Below are 19110 nucleotides of genomic sequence, written 5' to 3' on the forward strand. Positions count from 1 at the left end.
AACTCGGCGCGGTGACCTACACCGTCGAGCCGAACGGCCTCATCGTCGCGCGCGGGCGGGTCTATGACGGCAGTGGGCACGAGCGTCGCCCGAGCGGCAGCGGAGCGACTGTGGAAGAGGCGTTCGCTGCTTTGCGAGCGGCGGCTGATGTCGTTGTCGGTCGCGTCCTGGCGCGACGAACGCAGCTCATGACCGTCGCCGAGCTGGCGACTGCGTGGCTGAAGACTGCGTATCACGACGATGATCCACGGGTGCTGCGCCAGCGCCGCGAGCAGACAGTCGACGGCTACGCATCGGTGATCCGTGCGCATGTCATCCCGCGCGCCGGTGCCATCCCCATCGCCGAGGTCACCGCCGACCGTGCTGACGGGCTGCTCATGGATATCGCACGGGAGAAGTCGGTGACGACCTCGAACAAGGTTCGGAATGTGATGTCGCTGATGTTCGACTGGGCGATTCAGCAGGGGCATTTCTCCGCTGCCGGGTCGATCCAGAAGACGCGGTACGGAGCGGTCGTCGTGGCGAACCCGATCCGTGCGACCAGACGCTCGGATGAGCCGGCCACGGTGTACTTCGAACTCGACGCGGTGCAGGTCAAGTACATCCTCCACCTCATCCGCGACGTGTGGCCCGAGCGGCACCGAGCGCGGTATCCGCTGGGCCGACGGCCCAACTACAAGCTGCTCACCAACTACATCTTGATCACGCTCGGCACATCCGAGCGGACCGCGGAACCGATTGCGATTCGGTTCCAAGACGTGCGGTTCGAGGCGGTGGAACAGCCGGATGGAAGCCTGACGATGGACGCGCTCGTCTGGGTTGGCGGCACGATGGTCCGCACGAGATCCCGCGGCCTGTTCCGCCAAGACTCGCCCAAAGCAGAGCGGCAGAAGCGATGGGTTCGCGTTCCGAAGTTCGCGGCGAAGGTTCTGAGCGAACTCGTTGCGAATCATGTTCCCGACCCTGAGCGGAATCCAGACGACGTACTGTTCACGACCGAGCGTGGTCGTCCGCGCGATCCCAGCGCGCTGGGCGAACTGTTGCGGATGTTCCGCCGCGAGTTCGAGCCGGAACTGCTGGCTATCGGGGTCGACGCCAAGCACCTCACCTTCCGGAGTCTCCGTAAGGCGGTCGCTGCGGCGGTATCGGACACGGCTGGCGTCGAGGTCGCACGCGACCTGCTCGGGCACAGTGACTCGGCGATCACCGAAGGTCACTACGCGAAGCGCCCCGAACTCATCGTCGAAGTCGCGGCTGACGCGCTCGACGAGGTGTTCGGGGGCATAGACGCCTTCGCGGAGCTGTCCTGAGACGAGAGGAGCGGAAGGCATGAGCACGTTAGTCATCGGAAACCATTACAGGTATGCTTTATCTGTAACGGATTCTGTCGGATTGGAGGTGATGATGGACGCCACGACGCTGCCCGATCTGCTGGGCTACGACGGCTTGGCCTCGCTGGACCTCACCCGGCATGGCCTTGACCGGCTGATCGAGTCGGGGGAGTTCGAGCGCATCGCCCCCGGTCTGTTCCTGCGGGCGGGGCTCGCGGACGACACGACGGCCGCGTGGATAGCGGTCGCCGCGAAGAAGCCCGATGCGACGCTGTGCCTGCTCACGGCGCTGTCGCTGCACGATCTGACCGACGAGATCCCCGCCCGAAGTGACATCGCCATCCCGCGCGGCGCGCAGCCGGTCACCGTACATCACGCGCCCATCACCTGGCACCGGTTCGACCCCGACACGTTCGGCATCGGACGCGGCGAGTACGCTCTGCCGGGCGGGTTGTCCATCGGCCTGTACTCCGCCGAGCGCACCCTGATCGACCTGTTCCGGCTGCGGCACGCCTGGGGTAGCGACCTCGCCCTCGGCGCGCTCAAGCGGTGGCTGCGCGAGCGCGGCAACAGCCCCGCCGCGCTGCTGACGATTGCGGAGAGCTTCCCGAAGGCGCGCCCAGCGATCCAGCAGGCACTGGAGGTGCTGCTGTGAGCCCGAACCCGCAGCACGGCACCCCGGCAGGCGACGCGACCATCGCCATTCGCACTCTCGCCCGGCAGACCGGCGCGGAGGTGCAGGAACTGATGACCCTATACGCGCTCGAAGGGCTGCTGGCGCGAATCGCGCTATCCGAGTATCGGGACGACTTCGTGCTGAAGGGCGGCGTGCTGCTCGCCGCGTTCGCAGCACGCCGCCCCACGAAGGATGTCGACCTGCAAGCCACCCAGCTCACCGCCGACCCCGAGGAGGTCGCCGAGCGCGTCCACGACATCGCGGCGCTGGATGTCGCCGACGGCCTCGTATTCGATCCCGCCAGCGTCGCTGCGACGACGATCCGCGACGAGGATGAGTACGCCGGGGTACGGGTCAAGCTCACCGCGACGCTTGGCACCGCGCGGCTGACGGTCGGAATGGACGTGAACTTCGGCGACCCGATCTGGCCCGCACCGCGCCTCATCGACCTGCCCCGCATCGTTCCCCTCGGCCTCCCGCCCGTGACGCTGCTCGGCTACCCGCTGACGATGATGCTCGCCGAGAAGGTCGTCACCGCCATCGACCGCGGCACCGCCAACACCCGCTGGCGCGACTTCGCAGACGTGTACGCGCTGACCCGGCTCCACCCAGTCGATGCTGGCGAGTTCCGCACGTCGATGGAGACCGTCGCGCAGTACCGCAAGGTCACGCTGACGACCCTGCTGCCCGCGCTCGCACCGATGGGCGAGCAGGCGCAGCAGAAGTACCGCGCCTGGCGCACGCGATCCCACCGCGAAGAAGAACTCCCCAAGGCATTCGCCGACGTGCTCGCCGCGGTCGCCGGTTTCGCAGACCCCGTGCTGGCCGCGTCGGCGACAGGGCGATGGAAGCCTGCCGCCAAGACCTGGGAGTGAACAACCAGGCACACCGTTGGGCTACAGCTTCGGCGCGTTGCTCGGCGGCGCGGCCGGAGGCGTCGCGGGGACGAACGGGGCCGCGGGCTCACGACCCGCACCCTCCCGCGACCCGAGGTTCGGCTCGTAGGCGCGCACGGCCTCGATGGTCAGTTCGACGCGCTCTGACTCTGGCACGGCGGGCTCGGGTGCGGGCTCGTCCTGCATCGCGGCGAGCTGGGACTCGACGCGAGCGAGGTCCTCTTCGGCATCGGCGAGTGCCTGCGCGTGGCGGAACGGCTGGCCGAGGCGATGCTGGGTGTCGGCGACGGTCTGCTCGGCGTCCTCCAGGTCTTCGCGGGCCTGATCGAGGAGTGCTGGGATGCCGCTGACGCGGTTCTCGATGCGCTGCACGAGCCCGAGCCCGGCCTCCAGGAACGACTCCTTCGGCATCGTGAACCCGGAGCGGGGCACCTCGGGTAGGGAGACAGTCACGTCGAGCGCGGCGAGCCCGGAGCGGGCCTCGACGTGGATGTCGAAGCCGGAGATGCGGCCGATGATCCCGAAGTCCTTGTGCCCGTACCGGGGCAGCCACTTCAGCCCGGAGTCGCCCATCCATGCGGCGAGGGCGTGGGCGGCTTCGGAGCGGGAGTCGTAGTCGCGCGTGCCGAGGGTGATGCAGAACTTGTCGCCGCTCGTGTCGGTCATCCGCGGTGCGGCGGCTTCCAGCCCACGAATGTCTGCGGCGGCGCGTTCAGCGGATGACCGGGCGCGGTTGCCAGTGTGGACGAGCATGTCCTCGTTGCGCTCATGCGCGCGCTGCAAGCGGCGCAGCCGGTTCACCTCGTTGAGGATGACGGAGTGCTCCAGCAGGAGCGGGTTGCCGGAGGCGATGGCCTTGGCCTCGGCCGCGGACAGCGCGGAAGTGTCGATCTCCTCGATCTCGCGGGCGTTGATCTTGCCGCGCAGGAGCTGCGCGAACGACGCGGCCTTCCGCTCGACGGTTTGCCACATGTAGGAGTCGAAGGAACGCTCTGTGACGTAGCGGACGATCGCCACTTCCTCGTTCTGGTTGCCCTGCCGCATGATGCGCCCGTCGCGCTGCGCGATGTCGGAGGGCCGCCACGGGCAGTCCAGGTGGTGCAGCGCGATGGCGCGGGCCTGGACGTTCGTGCCGACGCCCATCTTCTCCGTCGATCCGAGGAGCACCGCGACGTGGCCGGCGCGGGCCGCGGCGAACAGGCGGGCCTTCTCCACGTCGGTCTTCGCCTCGTGCATGTACCTGACCTGCTCGGCCGGGATACCGCGTTGCACGAGCTGCTGCCGCAGCTCGTCGTAGGCGTTCCACCTGTCCTGGTTTGGGGTGCCGATGTCGGAGAACACGAGCTGGAGCGACCCGCGCATCGTGGAGGGCTGCCCGGTCACCGTGTCGAGGTACTCGTGATCGCGGGTGCGCTCCCAGATGCGGTGGATCGCGTCGGCGGCGACGTCGACCTTGCTCGGCCCCGAGGGGTCGCGGGGGATGACCATGCGGATGTCGAGCGCGGCCTTGCGGCCGTCGGTGGCGATCAGGAGCATGTTGTCCTCGTCGGGCCGCACCTGACGGGTGGCGACCTTCTCGGCGCGCTCGGCGAGGGAAGCGACGTACTGCTCCAGCTCGACGGTCGGCTGCACCGGCACGGTGGAGGGCGCGCGGCTGCCGTCGTCGCGCTGCACGAGCGCGGGCACGGGCAGGTCGAGGTCGTCGGCGGTCTTCACGTCGGCGAACACCGACCACATCCGCAGCAGCTCCTGCCCGTTCTGGAATCGGGCGAAGCGGGTCTTCATGCGGAACGTGCTGCCCGTCGGCGAGATCTCCATCTGCGTCACCAGCTCGCCGAACGTCGCCGCCCACGCATCGAACGCGCCGACCCCCGCCGACTCCAGCACGTCGGGCCGCAGGTATCGCTGCATGACGTAGGTCTCGGTGATCGAGTTCGAGATGGGTGTCGCGGTTGCCGCGGTAACCACCCGCTCGCGCCCCGCCGAGCGGAGGTATTCGAGCTTCATGTGCAGGTCGCTCGCGCGATCCGAGCCCTCGATGGCGGCATCGCGGATGTTCGACTCCGTGGCGAGGTTCTTGTACATGTGCATCTCGTCGACGATGACGTAGTCGATGCCGGTGTCCTCGAAGCAGACGCCGCGGTCGCGGTCGGTATCGGTGCGCTCCTTGAGCTTGTTCTCCATCGCCAGGAGCTTGCGCTGAATGCGCTTGACGCTCATCCGCTGCTCGCCGGTCGCCTCGCCCAGCACTCGCCGCACGTCCTCCACCTGCCCGCGGATGTACTGCTCTTGGGTCGAGGCGCGCAGGGGGACCTTGGCGAACGCGCCCTGCGTGACGATGATCGCATCCCACTCGTTCGCGGCAGCGCGGGCGACGAACAGCCGCCGCTTGTCTGCCGTGAGGTCGAGGCTCGACGCCGCGAGCACGCGGGCGCGCGGGTAGATCTGGAGCCACTCGCGCTCGAACTGCTCCAGCATGTGATTCGGCACGACTACGACGGGCTTGCTGATGAGCCCCATCCGGCGCATCTCCATCGCGCCCATGATCATTTCCGCGGTCTTGCCCGCGCCGACCTCGTGGAACAGGCCCGCGGCGGGCTCGGACACCATGCGCGCGACGGCAGCGCGCTGGTGCGTGCGTGGCTCGAAGTTCGACGCCAGGCCGGGTAGCGACAAGTACGCCCCGGCGTCGGTGTAGTCGCGGAGCACGATGGAGTTGAAGCGCCGGTTGTACTCGTCTACGAGTGCCTGCGCGCGAGCCGGGTCTTCCCACACCCAATCGCTGAACCGCTCCTGGAGTGCGTCCGCCTTCTCCTGAGCGGCGGCGGTTTCGACGGGGTTGAGCACGCGGCGCACCTTGCCGTCGGTGTCCTTGTCCTCGTCGTAGACGAGCATCGTCCGCTGCTCCATGACGGCCTGGGCGATGTCCGGCGCGGGGCGGCGCGGTGTGCCCCACTCCGAGGTGGAGAGCAGGCCCTGCCGTCCGCCGCGGATCTCCCACATGCCCGGCAGCGGGTTCTCGACGCGCACGTCTTCGGCGCGCAGGATGCTCCGCAGGAACCGTTCGTGCACGTCGGCGCTGATCCATACCGCACCGAGCTTCGCGTGGATGTCCTGGATGCCGAGTGGCGCGGGCAGTGCCTCGGCCAGCGCGTCCACGTTGACCTGGAACTCCGGGTCTTGCTCCGCGCGCAGGCGGGCGGCTTCGAGCTTGACCCGCACATCGCCGGACAGGTACTCGGGGGCGTGGATGAGCTGGTCGGTCGTCGGGTCGGCGAACACGAGGTTTCCCAGTGCCTCGCGGGCGTCGTGGTCGCTCATGCCGAGCAGGTCGGCGATGAGGGGGAGGTCGATCCCGCCGGTTCGGTCGAGGCTGACGGCGATGGCATCGGCGGGGTTGTCTACGCCTTGCACTTCGGCCCGCGGCACCACCACGCGGTGGCTCATGATTGCAGCGGGCGATGCGGACTGATCCTCGTCATCGAACTGTTCGAGTGCGAGCACCAGGGGACCGAACGGATCGGAGCGCAGCAGGCGGATCGCGGTCGGCACGATGCGGGCGAAGGTCTCCTCGCCATCCTCGTTCGTGCGCCCGGTGGGGCGCAGCGTGTAGCGGTTCAGCGCCCCGTAGGTGCCGACGTACTTCAGGTAGTCGCGACGTAGCGTCGTGCGGGTGAGCACGATGTCAGGCGTGTCGTCCACGCTCGCAGCCTCCGCGGTCAGCAGGCGGGATGCCCGTCGCGCAGACGCAGCAGGACGCGCAGCTCGCGCTCGGCGGACTTCGGCACCGCGAGCGGCTCCAGCCCGCCCGAGACGACGGTGCGGAAGCCGCCGCTCTCGCTCGCCACGATGCTGCCGTCCCACAACTCCGGCGCCGACGGCGTGAACGCGGCCCGGCGCGCCTGCTGCTCGGCGGTCCGCTCCGTGATCGTCAGCCCGGCACGGCGAGCGGAGAACACGAGCTGGTCGACGGCGACGGCGAGCTCCGCCTCCAGGTCCGCCAGGTCGGTCGTGATGGTGAGCGTGCTCGCGTCGTACATCCCGTGCCCAACGCCGACCTCCCCGAGCATCTGCTCCGGGTGCTCATCGAAGTAGCGGTTGATTCGCATCGGCACGTCGTCGATGGGAACCTGCGCAACCGTCTCCCAGGCGTCGTCGCGCATCTGCTCGTCGGGCAGCCGGCGCCGGAACACGAGCAGGTCGGTGACGACCTCCGTCCCTGCGGCGCGACGGTGCGCCCCGGTGGGCAGGCGGATCGCGCCCACGAGGTCGGCCAGCTCGTTCATCTCCCGCCGCGCCCCGGGGTTCTGTGCGTCCATCGTGTAGTGCGAGGTCAGCACCGCGACGAGGCCGCCCGGCCGGGTCAGGCGTAGCGACTTGATGATGAAGTGGTTGTGCATCGATTGCCGGGTCGCGTTGTGCAGTGGATCGTGCAGGGTGACGCTGCTGAACGGCACGTTGCCGATGGCAGCGTCGAAGTGTCCTTCGGGCAGTCGCGTGTCGGCGAAGGACTCGGCACGGACGGTCGCGTGCGGATACAGCTCGGCGCAGATCGCCGCTGTCAGCGGGTCGAGTTCCACCCCGGTCATCTGGGCCGACTCCGGCGCGAGGCCGATGAACGTACCCGACCCGGAGCCGGGCTCGAGGACCGCACCGCCGCGGAACCCCAGCCCAGCCAGCAGCCGCCACACCTGCCGGGCGATCATCGGGTCGGTGTAGTGCGCGTTGATGGTCGTCCGCTCCGCAGCCTCCCACTCGTCATCGCCCAGCAACTCGCGCAGCTCGGCCCGCTCGGCGTCCCACTCGGGTTTCAGGTCATCGAACACCTCGGGGATCGCGCCCCAGCTCGACCAGCGGGCGAGCACCCGTTGTCCGTCCGGGGACGCGGGGCGACCCGTGGAGTTCAGATCGTGGATGAGCTGGATGGCCTCCACGTTCGCCCGATAGCGGGCCTTTGCGCCCGATGGCCCGAGGTCGTCCTGGGAGGCGGGAACGAACCGGGGCGCTACCGCAGCTCGCGGAAGAAGCGGATCGTCGCCGCCTCGGCGAGCGTCGCCTGGTTCGCCCGCATGTACTCCCGCGGGGGCTCCGTCGCCACGAGCTTCAGCAGGAACTCGACGCTGAGCGCCCACTTCTTCGCCAGTTCCTCCAGTTCCACGGAGGAGGGCATCGAATCCGGGCAGTCCTGCATCCGCTCCGCCCAGAGGATCAGGTTCTCGTCGGAGGGCCGGGTCTGCTCCCATTCCTCTCGCGCCTGATCCAGGGGCAGGCTCGGGTCGGTGATCCACGCCAGTTGCGACATCACGACCTCCTCCGCCTGTTTCCGGGCTGCTGTCAGCCGGGCGACCTTCTGCAAGAAAGTCTCCCCCTGCCGGTCGCTCCCCGCCAGCATTGACGCGAGGTTCGTCACCTGCGTCTGCATTTCCAGGCCCATCGCCTCGAAGAATGCCGCGGGATCGTTCAGTCCCGCCACCCGGCTCAGGGCCGTCGCCTGCCAATGCGACAGCGCCATCTGCCCGTACTTGTTCATCACCTGCCCCAGCCTCCCGAGCGGCGGTGAGCGCGGCGTCGGCCGCGGGCTCGTCGAGCCCCCACAGATCGAACTCCAGTTGCCCCGGCCAGGGCTTCCGGGATCGCTGGCGCGCCATTCGCAGTCACCGCCCGCGCCCTATTGCTCCGCCGCGAGGTGGGCGTAGAACTCGTCCTCGATCGCCTGCCTTCGCGCCACGTCCTCCTTGACGAACTGCGTGAAGTCGGCGTCCCGGTTGGGGATCACTGTCTCCACGGGAGCGGGGCGCTCGTCCTCGCCCGGCCACACCGCCTGCCGCGTCGGGCGATCCGTGTTGAGCTTCGTGCCGCACGCGGTCACTGCGTCCCGAAGCTGCGGCATGAAGGCCCAGAAATCTCGCCACCAGCCGAACGGTGCCGAGCCGTGCTGCTTCTTGTCGTAGGCATTCAGGTAGTGCTGGCGCAGCGCCGACAGCGGCCACACCAGCTCCGGGTGCCGGTGCCAATACGGCGGCACGACGTTCACGCTCAGTCCGAACTCGTGGCGCAGCCAGTTCACGAAGGCGTTCAGCTCCAGCCACTCCACCTGCGCCTCGGCCGCGGTCAGGATGTTCCAGTTCACCGGGCGCGGCGGCTCCGGTGTGTCCTCCGCCTCGGGCTCCTGCTCCTTGGCCGGCCTCGGCGAAGTCGTTAGCGTGTCGGGCTCCGGTTCTTCGAGCGGAGGCACGTCGAAGTCGGGGTCATCGGGCGGGAACAACGTTTCCTCGATGGTCATGACTCGGCCTCACAGCGTCATCGGACGGGGCGACGGCTGCTGCGGGAGGGTCGGGTCGGGCGCTTCGATTGGGACGCTCTTGACTTGCTGCGAGCGCGAGCGGCCACGGTCGACGGCGTAGCTCGTGCGGGCAGCATCGGGGCCGATGTGCGTGGCGATGAACTCCTCGCCGCTGACCGTCTCACCATTCTTCTCGTAGCTGAACTTCTGGACGTGGCCGCTGGCGACGAAGTTGTCGCCGCGCGCGAACTTCTCGTAGGCGTGTTCCGCGCTGCGCCGGAACATCTTGAACGGGTAGAACTTCGTCTCGCCCTGGGTGAACGAGCCGTCCGGGTTGCGCTCGAACTGTTCCTGACCGATCCAGGCGAACAACCGCGCCTCACCGCCCTCGTTGAAGGACAACTGCGGGTCGCTGGCGAAGAAGCCCCACAGGGATTCTTTGGTTCGCATCGGGATGCTCCTAACTTCTCCTGCCGAGAATGGATTGCTACCCGATAGGTGCGCAGGCTCGACCGTCGTCGCCCCGGCTACTGTGATGACAGGGCTGAGAGGCGAGCGTCGCCTGGGCAGAGAATGCGAGAGGTAGGTCGTCCATTGTCGTTCGTGAACCACTCGACCGGCGAAGAGTTCGAGGATGAAGACGAGTACCTGCGTTCGATGAAGCAGGATGACTCGTACCAGTTCTCATATGACTATGAGTATGTTGCCGACAGATTCGGCGACGGTGATGACGACGTGAAACTGGAGAACGCGAGGCTCAACGTCGCGCTATCTTGGGACGACTCCTCGGCTCCGGGATACGTCATCTCGTACACCGTCGATTCGCCGACTCCGATTCCAAACGACTGGACGGGCGACGCTGACCAGATCTTCAATGACTTGTGGCTTGCCGTTACCGCGGACCTGAGTTCCCTTGGTATCGGCTCGGAGCTGCACAAAGACTGGCCGATCTAGCGTCCGCGGTGGGTGCCGATCTGGCGGTCACGCGAACTTGGTCAGTCGCCGACGACAGTTGCCTCACCTATCCCAGCGGTGCCCGGCTGCATGAGCGCCTCGACCTCGGCGCGCTGAGCGAGCAGCGTCTCGGCATCCGGCCGATGGAGCCAGTAACGCATGGTCGTGATGATCGGCGGCGCGGAGCGCAGCAACACGAGTGAGGTGCCCTGGGGCAGGGTGCGGATGTCTTCGACCTTCATGATCGCGACGCGGCGGATCGAGCGTTGATTCGAGCGCGAGCCGCGCTCCCCGATGGTCACGGAGTCAGTCGTCTCGTCGCGTTCGCCGATCAGTGTGGAGATGTCCTGGAGGTGCCGTGTGTCCGTCCCGCCGCCGAGCACGATCTTGGTGATGCTCGCATCCCACATCGCGGTCGCGGCGTCGTCGCCCCAACGACCTCGCGCCTGGGCGAGTGACTGGAACACGGGCATCATCGTGAGCCCGGTGCCGCCGCCCTCCGCCATGAGGACCGGAAGCGAAGGCAGAGGCGCGAGGTTCCCGATCTCGTCGAGCGCGAGCAGCACAGGCGGATCGAGCCGCGCGCCCGGCGAGCGCGCGGCGATGCGCCGGGCCGTCTCTACGAGGTCTTCGATGAACGCCGCGACGAGCGACGAGGACGCCCCGGCTCCGGCTCCTGTCGCCAGCAGGTAAAGCGTGCCGGAGTCGCGCAGGAACGCCTCGGGGTCGAACTGCTCGTCCTCGCTGGGACTGACCGCTTCCAGCACCCGCGGGTCGGCGAGGGAGGCGAGAGAGAGCGAGACGCCCTGCCAGATGGAGTCTCGCGTGCGCGGGTCGGATTGCAGCATCCCGTCGAGTGACTCGGCCCATCCGGTCGCGGCCTGGGGGTGCGAGGCGAGAATGGAGACGGCATCCGCCGCAGCCGCGGGGTCGAGCGTCCAGCGGAACAGCTCGGCGGGTTGCCGGTGGTCGAGGGCGGCGGCGTGTAGAAGCGCCTGAAGCGCCGTGCGCGTCTTGCCTTCCCAGAATCCGCCGTTCTCGACGGAGGGACCGGAGAGCCCGGTTCCCGCGGCGAGACCTGTGCCGCGGATCATCGCCGTCAAGGGCACCTCGCACCCGCGGATCGGCGACCATCGCAGACCAGCGGGGACACCCTCGGCGAGATGCTGGGGATCGAACACGGAGACCGGGCCGCCGCGCGCCTGGCGAGCACGGAGCGTCGCCGTGAGGTTGTCCGGCCGGGTCGAGGTCGTGATGACCGCACCGGGCGCGTCCAGGATGGTGTTAATGACGATGTTCGCGCCCTTCCCGGATCTCGGCGGGCCGATGAGCAGGATCGAGTCCTCGACGGATGTCCACACGCGCTTGCCGCGCGAGGTGCCAAGGAGGTAGCCGACCTCCTCGGGCTTTGGGTCGGTGAGCGAGGGGCGCAGCGTCTTCGCGCGACGCAGAAGGTCGCGTTCGGATGCGGCGCGCTGCACGTCGCGCGCATCAGCGATTCCCTCGATCCGGTTCGGGTCGGCCTTGGTCCGCTTGCCCAGCTCGCGCACCCATCGCCAGATGAACCACACCGCGGTGCCGATGGCGGCGAGCAGGAGTGCAGCGGTGATCCAGTAGGCGGCGGGGCTGAGCGACGCGGAGCCGAGTGCCGAGCCGGGGTCGTCGGCATGGAAGACCACTCCGACTCCCGCTTCGAGACCCGCCGCGGGCTGGGGCGCGCCCGTGACGAACGCAGCGACGCTCCCGGCGAAGCGGAGCGCACCGGCTAGCAGCATCGCACCGATGAGCGCGCCGAGGGCGAGGTTCGTCAGTTCGTCGCCGAACGCCCCAGTTCGAGGTGACGAGCTGGTCATGCCGGGTGTCCGACGGTGCAGGTGCCCGAGACGCGGCCGAGCAGGATGACCTCGTGCGTGGGACTCAGATCGAGCAGACTCGGCTCGACGATCGCCCGTGCTGTGCCCTCGCTGTCAGCCCCGGTGTGCCGGACGATGACGGCGACCGCGACCTCCTCACCAGGCACGTAGCCCTCGCCGTTCTGGCATGGGAGAGGGTGCGCTGGTTCGGTTGTATCTGGCGCAGGGCTAGTCTGGTCGACCGGGGCCGGCGACTCGGGAAGGGATGAGCTGAGGAATGTGGGATGAAGCGGAGCCGTCACGATGTCCGTGTAGACCCTCCCGTCGAGTTCGTGCACCACGATGCGCACGGGCGAGTGGCGCTGTTCGACGACCTCGCTGATGATCTGCGCGAAGGAGTGCCGCTGCCACGGCGGGGCGAACGTCGGCGGACCGAACGGCTTCCCGTTGACCACGACGCGCAGCGTCGCGTCCGCCTGCACGGTCATCGTCACGACCGGCAGCACGGGCGGCACGTTCGCAGAGACCTCCTGTTCTGCGCTCTCTTGGCGTGCGAGGCGTCGCCGGGCAAGTGTGATGGCCATCTCACGCTGTCCCAACTGTCGTGAGTTCGCGCGAGTGGTCTCGTCGGGGATGGCTCATGCACACTAGGTGCGCCCGGTGTGCTGGCGCGTTGACGAATCTCAGCGAATCCTCGGAATCGTGCCAGTTGGTTCAGGAATATCGGCGTTCATTCACCGCTCCTGAACTCGCACCATTCAGGCACGCCCGCACCCGGCTACCCGACGTTTAGCGCTGCGATCTGTTCCGGCGTGCCAGTGACGATGAGTCGAAGGTGGGCGTGGGTCTCGTCGATACTCCAGTCGACGAAGGCGCAGCAGGTGCTGTCAGCCGCGACGAGCTCTCGGAGCCGTCGGGTGGAGTCGTCGACCTTGGCGTAGTGGATGGTCAGGCGAGCGTCGGTGCGCTCGGTCTCGAGCGCGTAGTCCTCGTCGAACGCTCGCCACTTCTCCACCTGCGCTTTGCCGGCAGCCGGGGCGAGGGTGCAGGCGATCGGTGGGCCGTTCAGCGGGCCGACGTGCGTCATGGGGTGACCTCCTCGTGGTCGAGGTCTTCGAGGACTTCCAAGGGGGATTCGATGTCGCCGCGCCATGCTTCGATGCCTTCCCGGATCGCGAGGACCGCGACGACGAGCGCGGCGACGGAGTCCGCCCACGCCCACTCGAACAAGCTGTTCAGCAGCAGGCCGATGAGGACGGTGCCGGAGAGGTAGATGCACAGCAGGAGCTGCTTGGCGTCGGCCTGCACGCTCTTGGAGCCGAGCTCGCGGCCGGTGCGGAACTCGAACCAGGCCAGGCCGGGCATCACGATCAGGCTCGCGACCGCGATGCCGATGCCGACCGGGCTGTGCTCCGGCTCGCGGACCCCGGTGAAGGCGAGGATAGCGTCGACGGTGATGTAGGCGGCGAGGGCGAAGAACGCGACCCCGATGATCCGGACGGTGGCCTTCTCCCACAGCTCGGGATCCTTGCGGGTGAACTGCCAGGCGATCGCGGCAGCGGAGGCGACCTCGATCACCGAGTCCAGCCCGAACCCGATCAGCGCGGCCGAGGAGGCGAGCGCGCCGGCGGAGAGGGCGATGATCGCCTCGATGACGTTCCAGGTGATCGTGAAGAAGACGATGAACTTCACCCGACCGTGCAGCCGGGCGCGGCGCTCGTCGGTCAGCGTCGCTGCGCTCATCCGGCGGTGGCCTCGGTGTCGCAGCAGCCGAGGACTGTGCAGCCCGGGTCCAGGCACGGCGCGCTCTCGTCGACGGCGAGCGTGACATCGACCAGGGCGGTCAGGGCCGCGGTCAGGTGCGGGTCGGCGATTTCATACCGGGTCTGCCGGCCCTCGGGCTCAGCGACGACGATCCCGCAGCCGCGCAGACAGGCCAGGTGGTTCGAGACGTTGGTGCGGGTCAGGTCCAGGTCGCGAGCGAGCTTCGCCGGGTAACCGGGCTGCTCCAGCAGCGACAGCAGGATGCGGGAGCGGGTCGGGTCGGCCATGGCCCGGCCGAGCCGGTTCATCACGTCCACCCGCGAAGCAAGAGTCAGCATGGAGTGACTATACAGCGAACGGTGACCTATTGGAAGGCTGGGAGGGTGAGGGACCAGCGCGCCACACGGCAGACATCGCGAACGCGCCCACCGCGATCAGCAGCAGACGGCGCCATTCAGCCCGGATCGGTCAGGGGACACGGTGGCGGGGTCGAGGTGCATCGACTCGACGAGTGCGGTGGCGAGTTCGAAAGCTGCGGCAACGGGGATGGTGGTGGCCTCGGGGTGGCGTTCGAGCCATGGTGCGGCTTCGTCGGGTGAGGCGAAGTAGTGGACCTGGTTGCAGAACGCGGAGCGGATCTGGCTGAGGTCTTCCGGGTTGACGAGCGAGACGACCGCGGTGCGCGGTTCGACGCTGGTGACGCCGGTGGCGTCGACGCTGATCCGAACCGGCGTGCTGCCCTCGCGTTGTGAGGATTCGATCCGACCGGGTCGGTCGAGCAGCTGCGGGAAGATTAGGGTGTCCAGCGCGCACCAGGTGTAGAGCTGCTCCCCGCCGATTTCGAAGTGGTGGCGGGTCGGGCGAAGGGTCAGACCTTGACCGATGATCTGGCCTTCGTCGTCGTATTCGGTGTCGGGAACCGCGGCGAGCGCGGCCTGCACTTCGTCGGCGGTCCGCCCCGTGGCGGTCGCCAGATCGGCGATGGTGACAGGTTCGCCTTCGGCGAGGAGCTTCAGAAGGGGGAGCCAGAGCCAGATTTCCAGCCCGGTCTCAGCAGTGGCGAGGCGGTCGGTGATCGCGGCGGGTTCGTTGGTCATTCTCTTTTCCTTTCAGATGGATCTGGTGATGCGCTCAGAAGGCGCAGCAGGAGAGTTTGGAGACGTCGGCGGTGAAGGCTTGGCAGGCGATTTTGATGCCCTCGGCCATCGTCAGGTAAGGGCTCCACAGGTGGGCGACTTGGTCGGTGGTCATGGCCGCTTCGAGGATGTACACACCGGCTGCGGCGAGGTCGCCGGCGTCGGCGGCGACGGCTGTGATTCCGAGGATCTGGCCGGTGTCGGCGTTCTGCACGACCTTGATCACACCGCGCAGGTCGCGGTTGACGATGGCCCGGGAAACGTAGGCCAGGGGCAGTACCCGGCACTGGCAGCGGATACCGGCAGCGACCACTTGCTGCTCGGTCATCCCGACGGCGGCGAGAGCGGGACTGGTGAAGGTGACCCGCGGCAGGTGCCGGTAGTCGACCTCCCGGTTGGTGCCGGTGAAGGCGTTCTCCGCGACCAGGGACCCGTTAGAGGCGGCGACGTAGACGAACTGCGGATGCCCGGTGACATCGCCGGCCGCCCAGATCCGCGGGTTGGATGTCGCGAGCCGACCGTCGACCATGACCTCGCCCGAAGGGCCGGTCTGGATCCCGAGCGCTGCGAGGTTCAGTCCTTCGGTCACCGCCTGCCGACCCGTGGCGATCAGGATCCGGCTGGCACGGAACTCTTCTGCTCCACCGGATACGGTGGCCGTCGCGATGATGTCGCCGGTGTTCTTGTCGGTGCGGACCGTGTCGAGGTTCGCGCGGCGGACCACCCGGATGCCCTCGTCGGCGAAGATCCCCATCATGGCCTTGGACGCCTCGGGTTCCTCGCGGGACGCCAGCCGGGATCGGACCAGCATGGTGACCCGGGAACCCAGCCGGGCGAACAACTGCGCTTGCTCCATCGCCACGTAGCCGCCGCCGAGCACCAGCAACGACTCGGGAACCGCCTCCAACTCCATCGCTGAAGTTGAGGTCAGGTAGTCGACACCGGCCAACCCGTCGACCGCCGGGATGGTTGGGGTGGAGCCGGTGGCGATCAAGTAGTGCGCTGCACCGACCGTGCTCCGCGTCCCGTCCGCTGCGGTGATCTCCAACCTCGGGTCCGCCGTGGTACCGGCGAATGCGGCCGTTCCGGCTCGCAGGTCCCAACCGTAGGAGGCGATCAGATCCTCGTACTTCTCCGCACGCATGCCCTCGACCAGGGCGCGTTTGCCCTCGATCAGCGCGGGCATGTCCACCCGCCCGGTCGATGCGGAGATGCCCGGGAACCGTCCAGAATTTAGGGCAACGTGCCGGGCGTCGGCCGCCGCCAGCAGCGCTTTGGACGGCACACAGCCGGTGTTCACGCAGGTGCCGCCGATGACGCCTCGCTCGACCATCACCACCCGCTTGCCCAACTGGCTGGCCCGGATCGCCGCAGCGAACGAGCCGGCACCGGAACCGATGACGGCCAGGTCGAAGGAGGTCGGATCTTCCATGGCCTCAGCCTGCACCTTCCACTACGCTGGAAGGTCAAGGGATGCCGGAGGCTACCCCGGCGACGGAGGTGTACCGTGCTGATCGGTGAGGCGGCCACAGCGGCCGGGATGACGAGCAAGACCCTGCGGTTCTACGAAGACCGTGGGCTGCTCCCAGTCCCCAGCCGTGCGGGGAATGGGTACCGCGACTACAGCGCTGACATCGTGCCGCGGCTCGATTTCATCCGGCGCGGTCGGGCCACGGGCCTGACGCTGTCCCAGATTGGCGACATCCTGAAGGTGCGCGACGCCGGCGCCGCACCGTGCACCCACGTCCGCGACATCCTGAACAAGCAGTTGACCGACATCGACCAGAAGATCGCCGAACTCACGGCCCTCCGTGCCACGGTCGCCGAAGTCCGCGATACCACCGAAACCGGCGACCCGGCCAGGTGCACCGCACAGGACATCTGCAGCTACATCTGAGGCACCGTATCCGAGGGCAACCAGGCTAAGTATGACGACACCGACCATGCAGCACAGTTGCTCATGCTGCGGGCGAGAACTCCCGCGACGCAAGCTCCACGCCCTGGCGCACGACAACGCCTTCATCTGCCGCCGATGCGGCCTCTGGGTGGCATTGCGGCTCTCAGGCGACCGATCGGAGACCTCCGGGCTGAGTCCATGACGCACTGACGCGCCTGCTTGCTCGCATGTTCACCGAATGCCATCCATCATGCGATGCTGTCCAAGCTATTTCGGACACTGCCTGCAACCTCACCAGCGAGAACGTGCAGGTTCCGCGAACTTCGACCCCCGCATGGGCGCTTGAGGTCGGGGACCTTCATTGTTCCCGCCAAGCCGTCAAATCGCGGGAACATCTAGGTCTTTCCTCTTGCCTTCTGCCCTGTCTCGTACATCGCAAGTTCGGCAGGGTGGAGCTGATGCTGGACGACGAACGAGCGGTTCTTGATCCTCCAGAGCCCCTGTCCGGTGCCGAGACCGGGTAGCAATCCCTGCTCCGTTCCGGTGAGTCCGAGGGCCTGCGCAGTAGCTCCGAGCTGATCGCTCTCCTGCCGGTAGATCACCCGTGTCTCGGCGTTGGCGAGCAGGGACGAGGCGAGCGCGCGCATCGCCGAGCCCTGGTCGCCTACGTTGTCGAGGTCGCTGAGCTTGTGGAAGATGAGCAGGTTGGCGATGCCATAGTGCCGCGCGAGCCGCCACTGTGCGTCCATCCGGCGCAGCAGCGCCGGATGTGACATGAGCCGCCACGCCTCGTCATACACGACCCACCTCGGGCCGCCTGCCGGGTCGAGAAGCGCCGACTCCATCCACGCCGAGGAACACGTCATGAGCACGGAGATGAGCGTCGAGTTCTCTGCCACCCGCGACAGGTCGAGCGACACCATCGGCAGTGACGGGTCGAAGCGCACGGTGCTCGGGCCGTCGAACAGCCCCGCCAGGTCCCCGGCCACGAGCCTCCGCAGCGCGTGTCCGACGAGTCGGCCGTCCTCGGCGAGCCTGCCGTCGTCGTCCTTGGGCTGCGGGGCGAGGATGCGGTCGACCACCATCGGAAGGATCGGCACCTCGGCCGAGCGCACCGCATCGGTGAGCGCGAAGTCGACGGCGGTGTGCTCCAGCGGGGTGAGGCCGCGGTCGAGGACGGTCTCGGCGAGTGCGCCGATGAGGTCGCGTCGCCGGGAGGTGACCTGGCTTTGCCACTCGGCATCGCTGAGGCCCGAAGGCCGATGCCCTTCATCGAGCGGATTCAGCCGCGTAGACATCCCGTGCCCCAGCACGATCGCCCGTCCGCCGACTGCTTCAGCGACAGCCGTGTGCTCGCCTTTCGGATCGCCGGGGACATATACCCGCCGACCGAATGGGATGGAGCGCGTGTAGAGGCTCTTGGCGAGCGAGGACTTGCCGGAGCCGACGATCCCCGCGAGGACGATGTTCGGTGCGGTGATGAGGCCCTGCGCGTAGAGCACCCAGGGGTCATAGACGAACGATGCCCCGCTGTAGAGATCCTGGCCGACGAACACCCCGGCAGAGCCCAGTCCGCCCTCGGCGAGGAACGGATACGCCCCGGCCAGCGTCGCGCTCGTGTCCTGGTGACGCGGCAGCCGGAATCGGCCCGGTGTGCGGAGTGCAGCGGGCCTCGTCTCGCCGGACGGTGGCAGGTAGGTCGTCGCCCGCCGCGCCTCGCGTTCGGCCTCCCACGCCGCGCGCGCCAGATCCTGCTGCGCCTTGCGGTCGGCGGTCTCGATCTTGTTCGCCGCTCGCCGTCGCGCCTTCCGAGCGGCACGGCGCTCGCCCGCTGGGTCGAGCAGGACCGCGGTGTGCAGGCGCTCGCGGTCGTCGGGACTCATAGCGACAGCCCCTTTGGCGAACTGACGAAGTGGGCCTCGAACGGATCGCGTGAGAACGGGTCCAGCTCAGGTCGGCTGGCGACAGGTGCCGGGTGCCACGCGATGTAGCTCGAATGCTGCGACGCCTGATCGACGGCGGTCTCGGCTGACTGGACGAGTTCTGCGGCCCTGCGCAGTGCGTTGGCGGCGGCCCAAGCCTCGTCAACCCCGGCCTCGTGGTCGCCGTTGTCGACGAACGCCTTGTTCTGGTGCAGAACATGCGCCGCCGCGACCTGCTCCAGCACTTGCTCCAGGGAGCGCAGCGTCCCCAGCAGCTCGCCGACCACCTGATAGGTGTCCTCGGGGTCGGCGAAGGCCCGGCTCGCATGAGCGAGCGCCCGCACCGCCTGGCGGGTCTCCGTGGCGTCCTGCACGGGGTTGCTGAAGGTTGGCATGGC

General features: G+C 68.0%; 19 protein-coding genes. 5 read left to right on the forward strand and 14 right to left on the reverse strand.

Going from position 1 to position 19110, the window contains the following annotated elements:
* Positions 1-11 precede the first annotated feature (11 nt).
* From PYV02_RS14450 to PYV02_RS14460, 3 genes are read left to right on the forward strand one after another with little or no spacing between them, the layout of a single operon-like run.
* Positions 12-1310 carry a phage integrase central domain-containing protein gene (locus tag PYV02_RS14450; protein ID WP_275759775.1) on the forward strand — a complete coding sequence of 433 codons (1299 nt, stop codon included), beginning with the start codon at positions 12-14 and terminating at the stop codon, positions 1308-1310.
* Between the two features lie 19 nt (positions 1311-1329).
* Entirely contained in the window at positions 1330-1986 is a 657-nt protein-coding gene (locus PYV02_RS14455; protein ID WP_275759776.1) for a type IV toxin-antitoxin system AbiEi family antitoxin domain-containing protein, read from the forward strand.
* A complete protein-coding gene (locus tag PYV02_RS14460; RefSeq protein WP_275759777.1) occupies positions 1983-2882 on the forward strand; it encodes a nucleotidyl transferase AbiEii/AbiGii toxin family protein in 900 nt (299 codons plus the stop codon). Before PYV02_RS14455 ends, PYV02_RS14460 begins: the two co-directional genes overlap by 4 nt.
* Before the next feature lie 21 nt (positions 2883-2903).
* Here PYV02_RS14460 and PYV02_RS14465 read toward each other — a convergent pair whose 3' ends face one another.
* From PYV02_RS14465 to PYV02_RS14485, 5 genes are all read right to left on the reverse strand, one after another.
* The gene (locus tag PYV02_RS14465) at positions 2904-6605 is read right to left on the reverse strand and encodes an SNF2-related protein (protein WP_275759778.1); all 3702 of its coding nucleotides are present in this window, start codon (positions 6603-6605) and stop codon (positions 2904-2906) included.
* A gap of 17 nt (positions 6606-6622) precedes the next feature.
* A complete protein-coding gene (locus PYV02_RS14470) occupies positions 6623-7837 on the reverse strand; it encodes a class I SAM-dependent methyltransferase (protein ID WP_275759779.1) in 1215 nt (404 codons plus the stop codon).
* Between the two features lie 71 nt (positions 7838-7908).
* Positions 7909-8433, reverse strand: a complete 525-nt coding sequence (locus PYV02_RS14475) for a hypothetical protein (protein WP_274638578.1) — start codon at positions 8431-8433, stop codon at positions 7909-7911.
* 138 nt (positions 8434-8571) lie between these two features.
* On the reverse strand, positions 8572-9186 hold the full coding sequence (locus PYV02_RS14480; protein ID WP_274638428.1) for a hypothetical protein: 615 nt from the start codon (positions 9184-9186) through the stop codon (positions 8572-8574).
* Positions 9187-9195: 9 nt separating this feature from the next.
* Entirely contained in the window at positions 9196-9636 is a 441-nt protein-coding gene (locus PYV02_RS14485; protein WP_274638427.1) for a single-stranded DNA-binding protein, read from the reverse strand.
* Between the two features lie 153 nt (positions 9637-9789).
* Here PYV02_RS14485 and PYV02_RS14490 point away from each other — a divergent pair, with 153 nt between their 5' ends.
* A complete protein-coding gene (locus PYV02_RS14490) occupies positions 9790-10140 on the forward strand; it encodes a hypothetical protein (RefSeq protein WP_274638426.1) in 351 nt (116 codons plus the stop codon).
* 41 nt (positions 10141-10181) lie between these two features.
* Here PYV02_RS14490 and PYV02_RS14495 read toward each other — a convergent pair whose 3' ends face one another.
* From PYV02_RS14495 to merA, 7 genes are all read right to left on the reverse strand, one after another.
* Positions 10182-11993: a type IV secretory system conjugative DNA transfer family protein gene (locus PYV02_RS14495; RefSeq protein ID WP_275759780.1), complete on the reverse strand. Its 1812-nt coding sequence runs from the start codon at positions 11991-11993 to the stop codon at positions 10182-10184.
* Positions 11990-12577, reverse strand: a complete 588-nt coding sequence (locus tag PYV02_RS14500; protein WP_275759781.1) for a hypothetical protein — start codon at positions 12575-12577, stop codon at positions 11990-11992. Before PYV02_RS14500 ends, PYV02_RS14495 begins: the two co-directional genes overlap by 4 nt.
* Before the next feature lie 194 nt (positions 12578-12771).
* The gene (locus PYV02_RS14505) at positions 12772-13080 is read right to left on the reverse strand and encodes a hypothetical protein (RefSeq protein ID WP_045246590.1); all 309 of its coding nucleotides are present in this window, start codon (positions 13078-13080) and stop codon (positions 12772-12774) included.
* The gene (locus tag PYV02_RS14510; RefSeq protein WP_045246591.1) at positions 13077-13736 is read right to left on the reverse strand and encodes a cation efflux transmembrane domain-containing protein; all 660 of its coding nucleotides are present in this window, start codon (positions 13734-13736) and stop codon (positions 13077-13079) included. The genes PYV02_RS14505 and PYV02_RS14510 overlap by 4 nt, the downstream gene beginning before the upstream one ends.
* Positions 13733-14095, reverse strand: a complete 363-nt coding sequence (gene cmtR, locus PYV02_RS14515) for a Cd(II)/Pb(II)-sensing metalloregulatory transcriptional regulator CmtR (protein WP_045246592.1) — start codon at positions 14093-14095, stop codon at positions 13733-13735. Before cmtR ends, PYV02_RS14510 begins: the two co-directional genes overlap by 4 nt.
* A 96-nt stretch (positions 14096-14191) precedes the next feature.
* A complete protein-coding gene (merB, locus tag PYV02_RS14520) occupies positions 14192-14854 on the reverse strand; it encodes an organomercurial lyase MerB (protein WP_045246593.1) in 663 nt (220 codons plus the stop codon).
* Positions 14855-14888: 34 nt separating this feature from the next.
* Entirely contained in the window at positions 14889-16325 is a 1437-nt protein-coding gene (gene merA, locus PYV02_RS14525) for a mercury(II) reductase (protein WP_275759782.1), read from the reverse strand.
* Between the two features lie 75 nt (positions 16326-16400).
* On the opposite strand from merA, the gene PYV02_RS14530 reads away from it, so the two are divergent.
* Positions 16401-16790: a heavy metal-responsive transcriptional regulator gene (locus PYV02_RS14530; RefSeq protein ID WP_045246594.1), complete on the forward strand. Its 390-nt coding sequence runs from the start codon at positions 16401-16403 to the stop codon at positions 16788-16790.
* A 395-nt stretch (positions 16791-17185) separates the two neighbouring features.
* Here the strand turns inward: PYV02_RS14530 and PYV02_RS14535 are convergent, their stop codons facing one another.
* A complete protein-coding gene (locus PYV02_RS14535; RefSeq protein ID WP_045246595.1) occupies positions 17186-18673 on the reverse strand; it encodes a TraC family protein in 1488 nt (495 codons plus the stop codon).
* The gene (locus PYV02_RS14540; protein ID WP_275759784.1) at positions 18670-19107 is read right to left on the reverse strand and encodes a hypothetical protein; all 438 of its coding nucleotides are present in this window, start codon (positions 19105-19107) and stop codon (positions 18670-18672) included. Before PYV02_RS14540 ends, PYV02_RS14535 begins: the two co-directional genes overlap by 4 nt.
* Positions 19108-19110 lie beyond the last annotated feature (3 nt).

This window comes from Antiquaquibacter metalliresistens, assembly GCF_029211225.1.
GTDB lineage: Bacteria > Actinomycetota > Actinomycetes > Actinomycetales > Microbacteriaceae > Rhodoglobus > Rhodoglobus metalliresistens.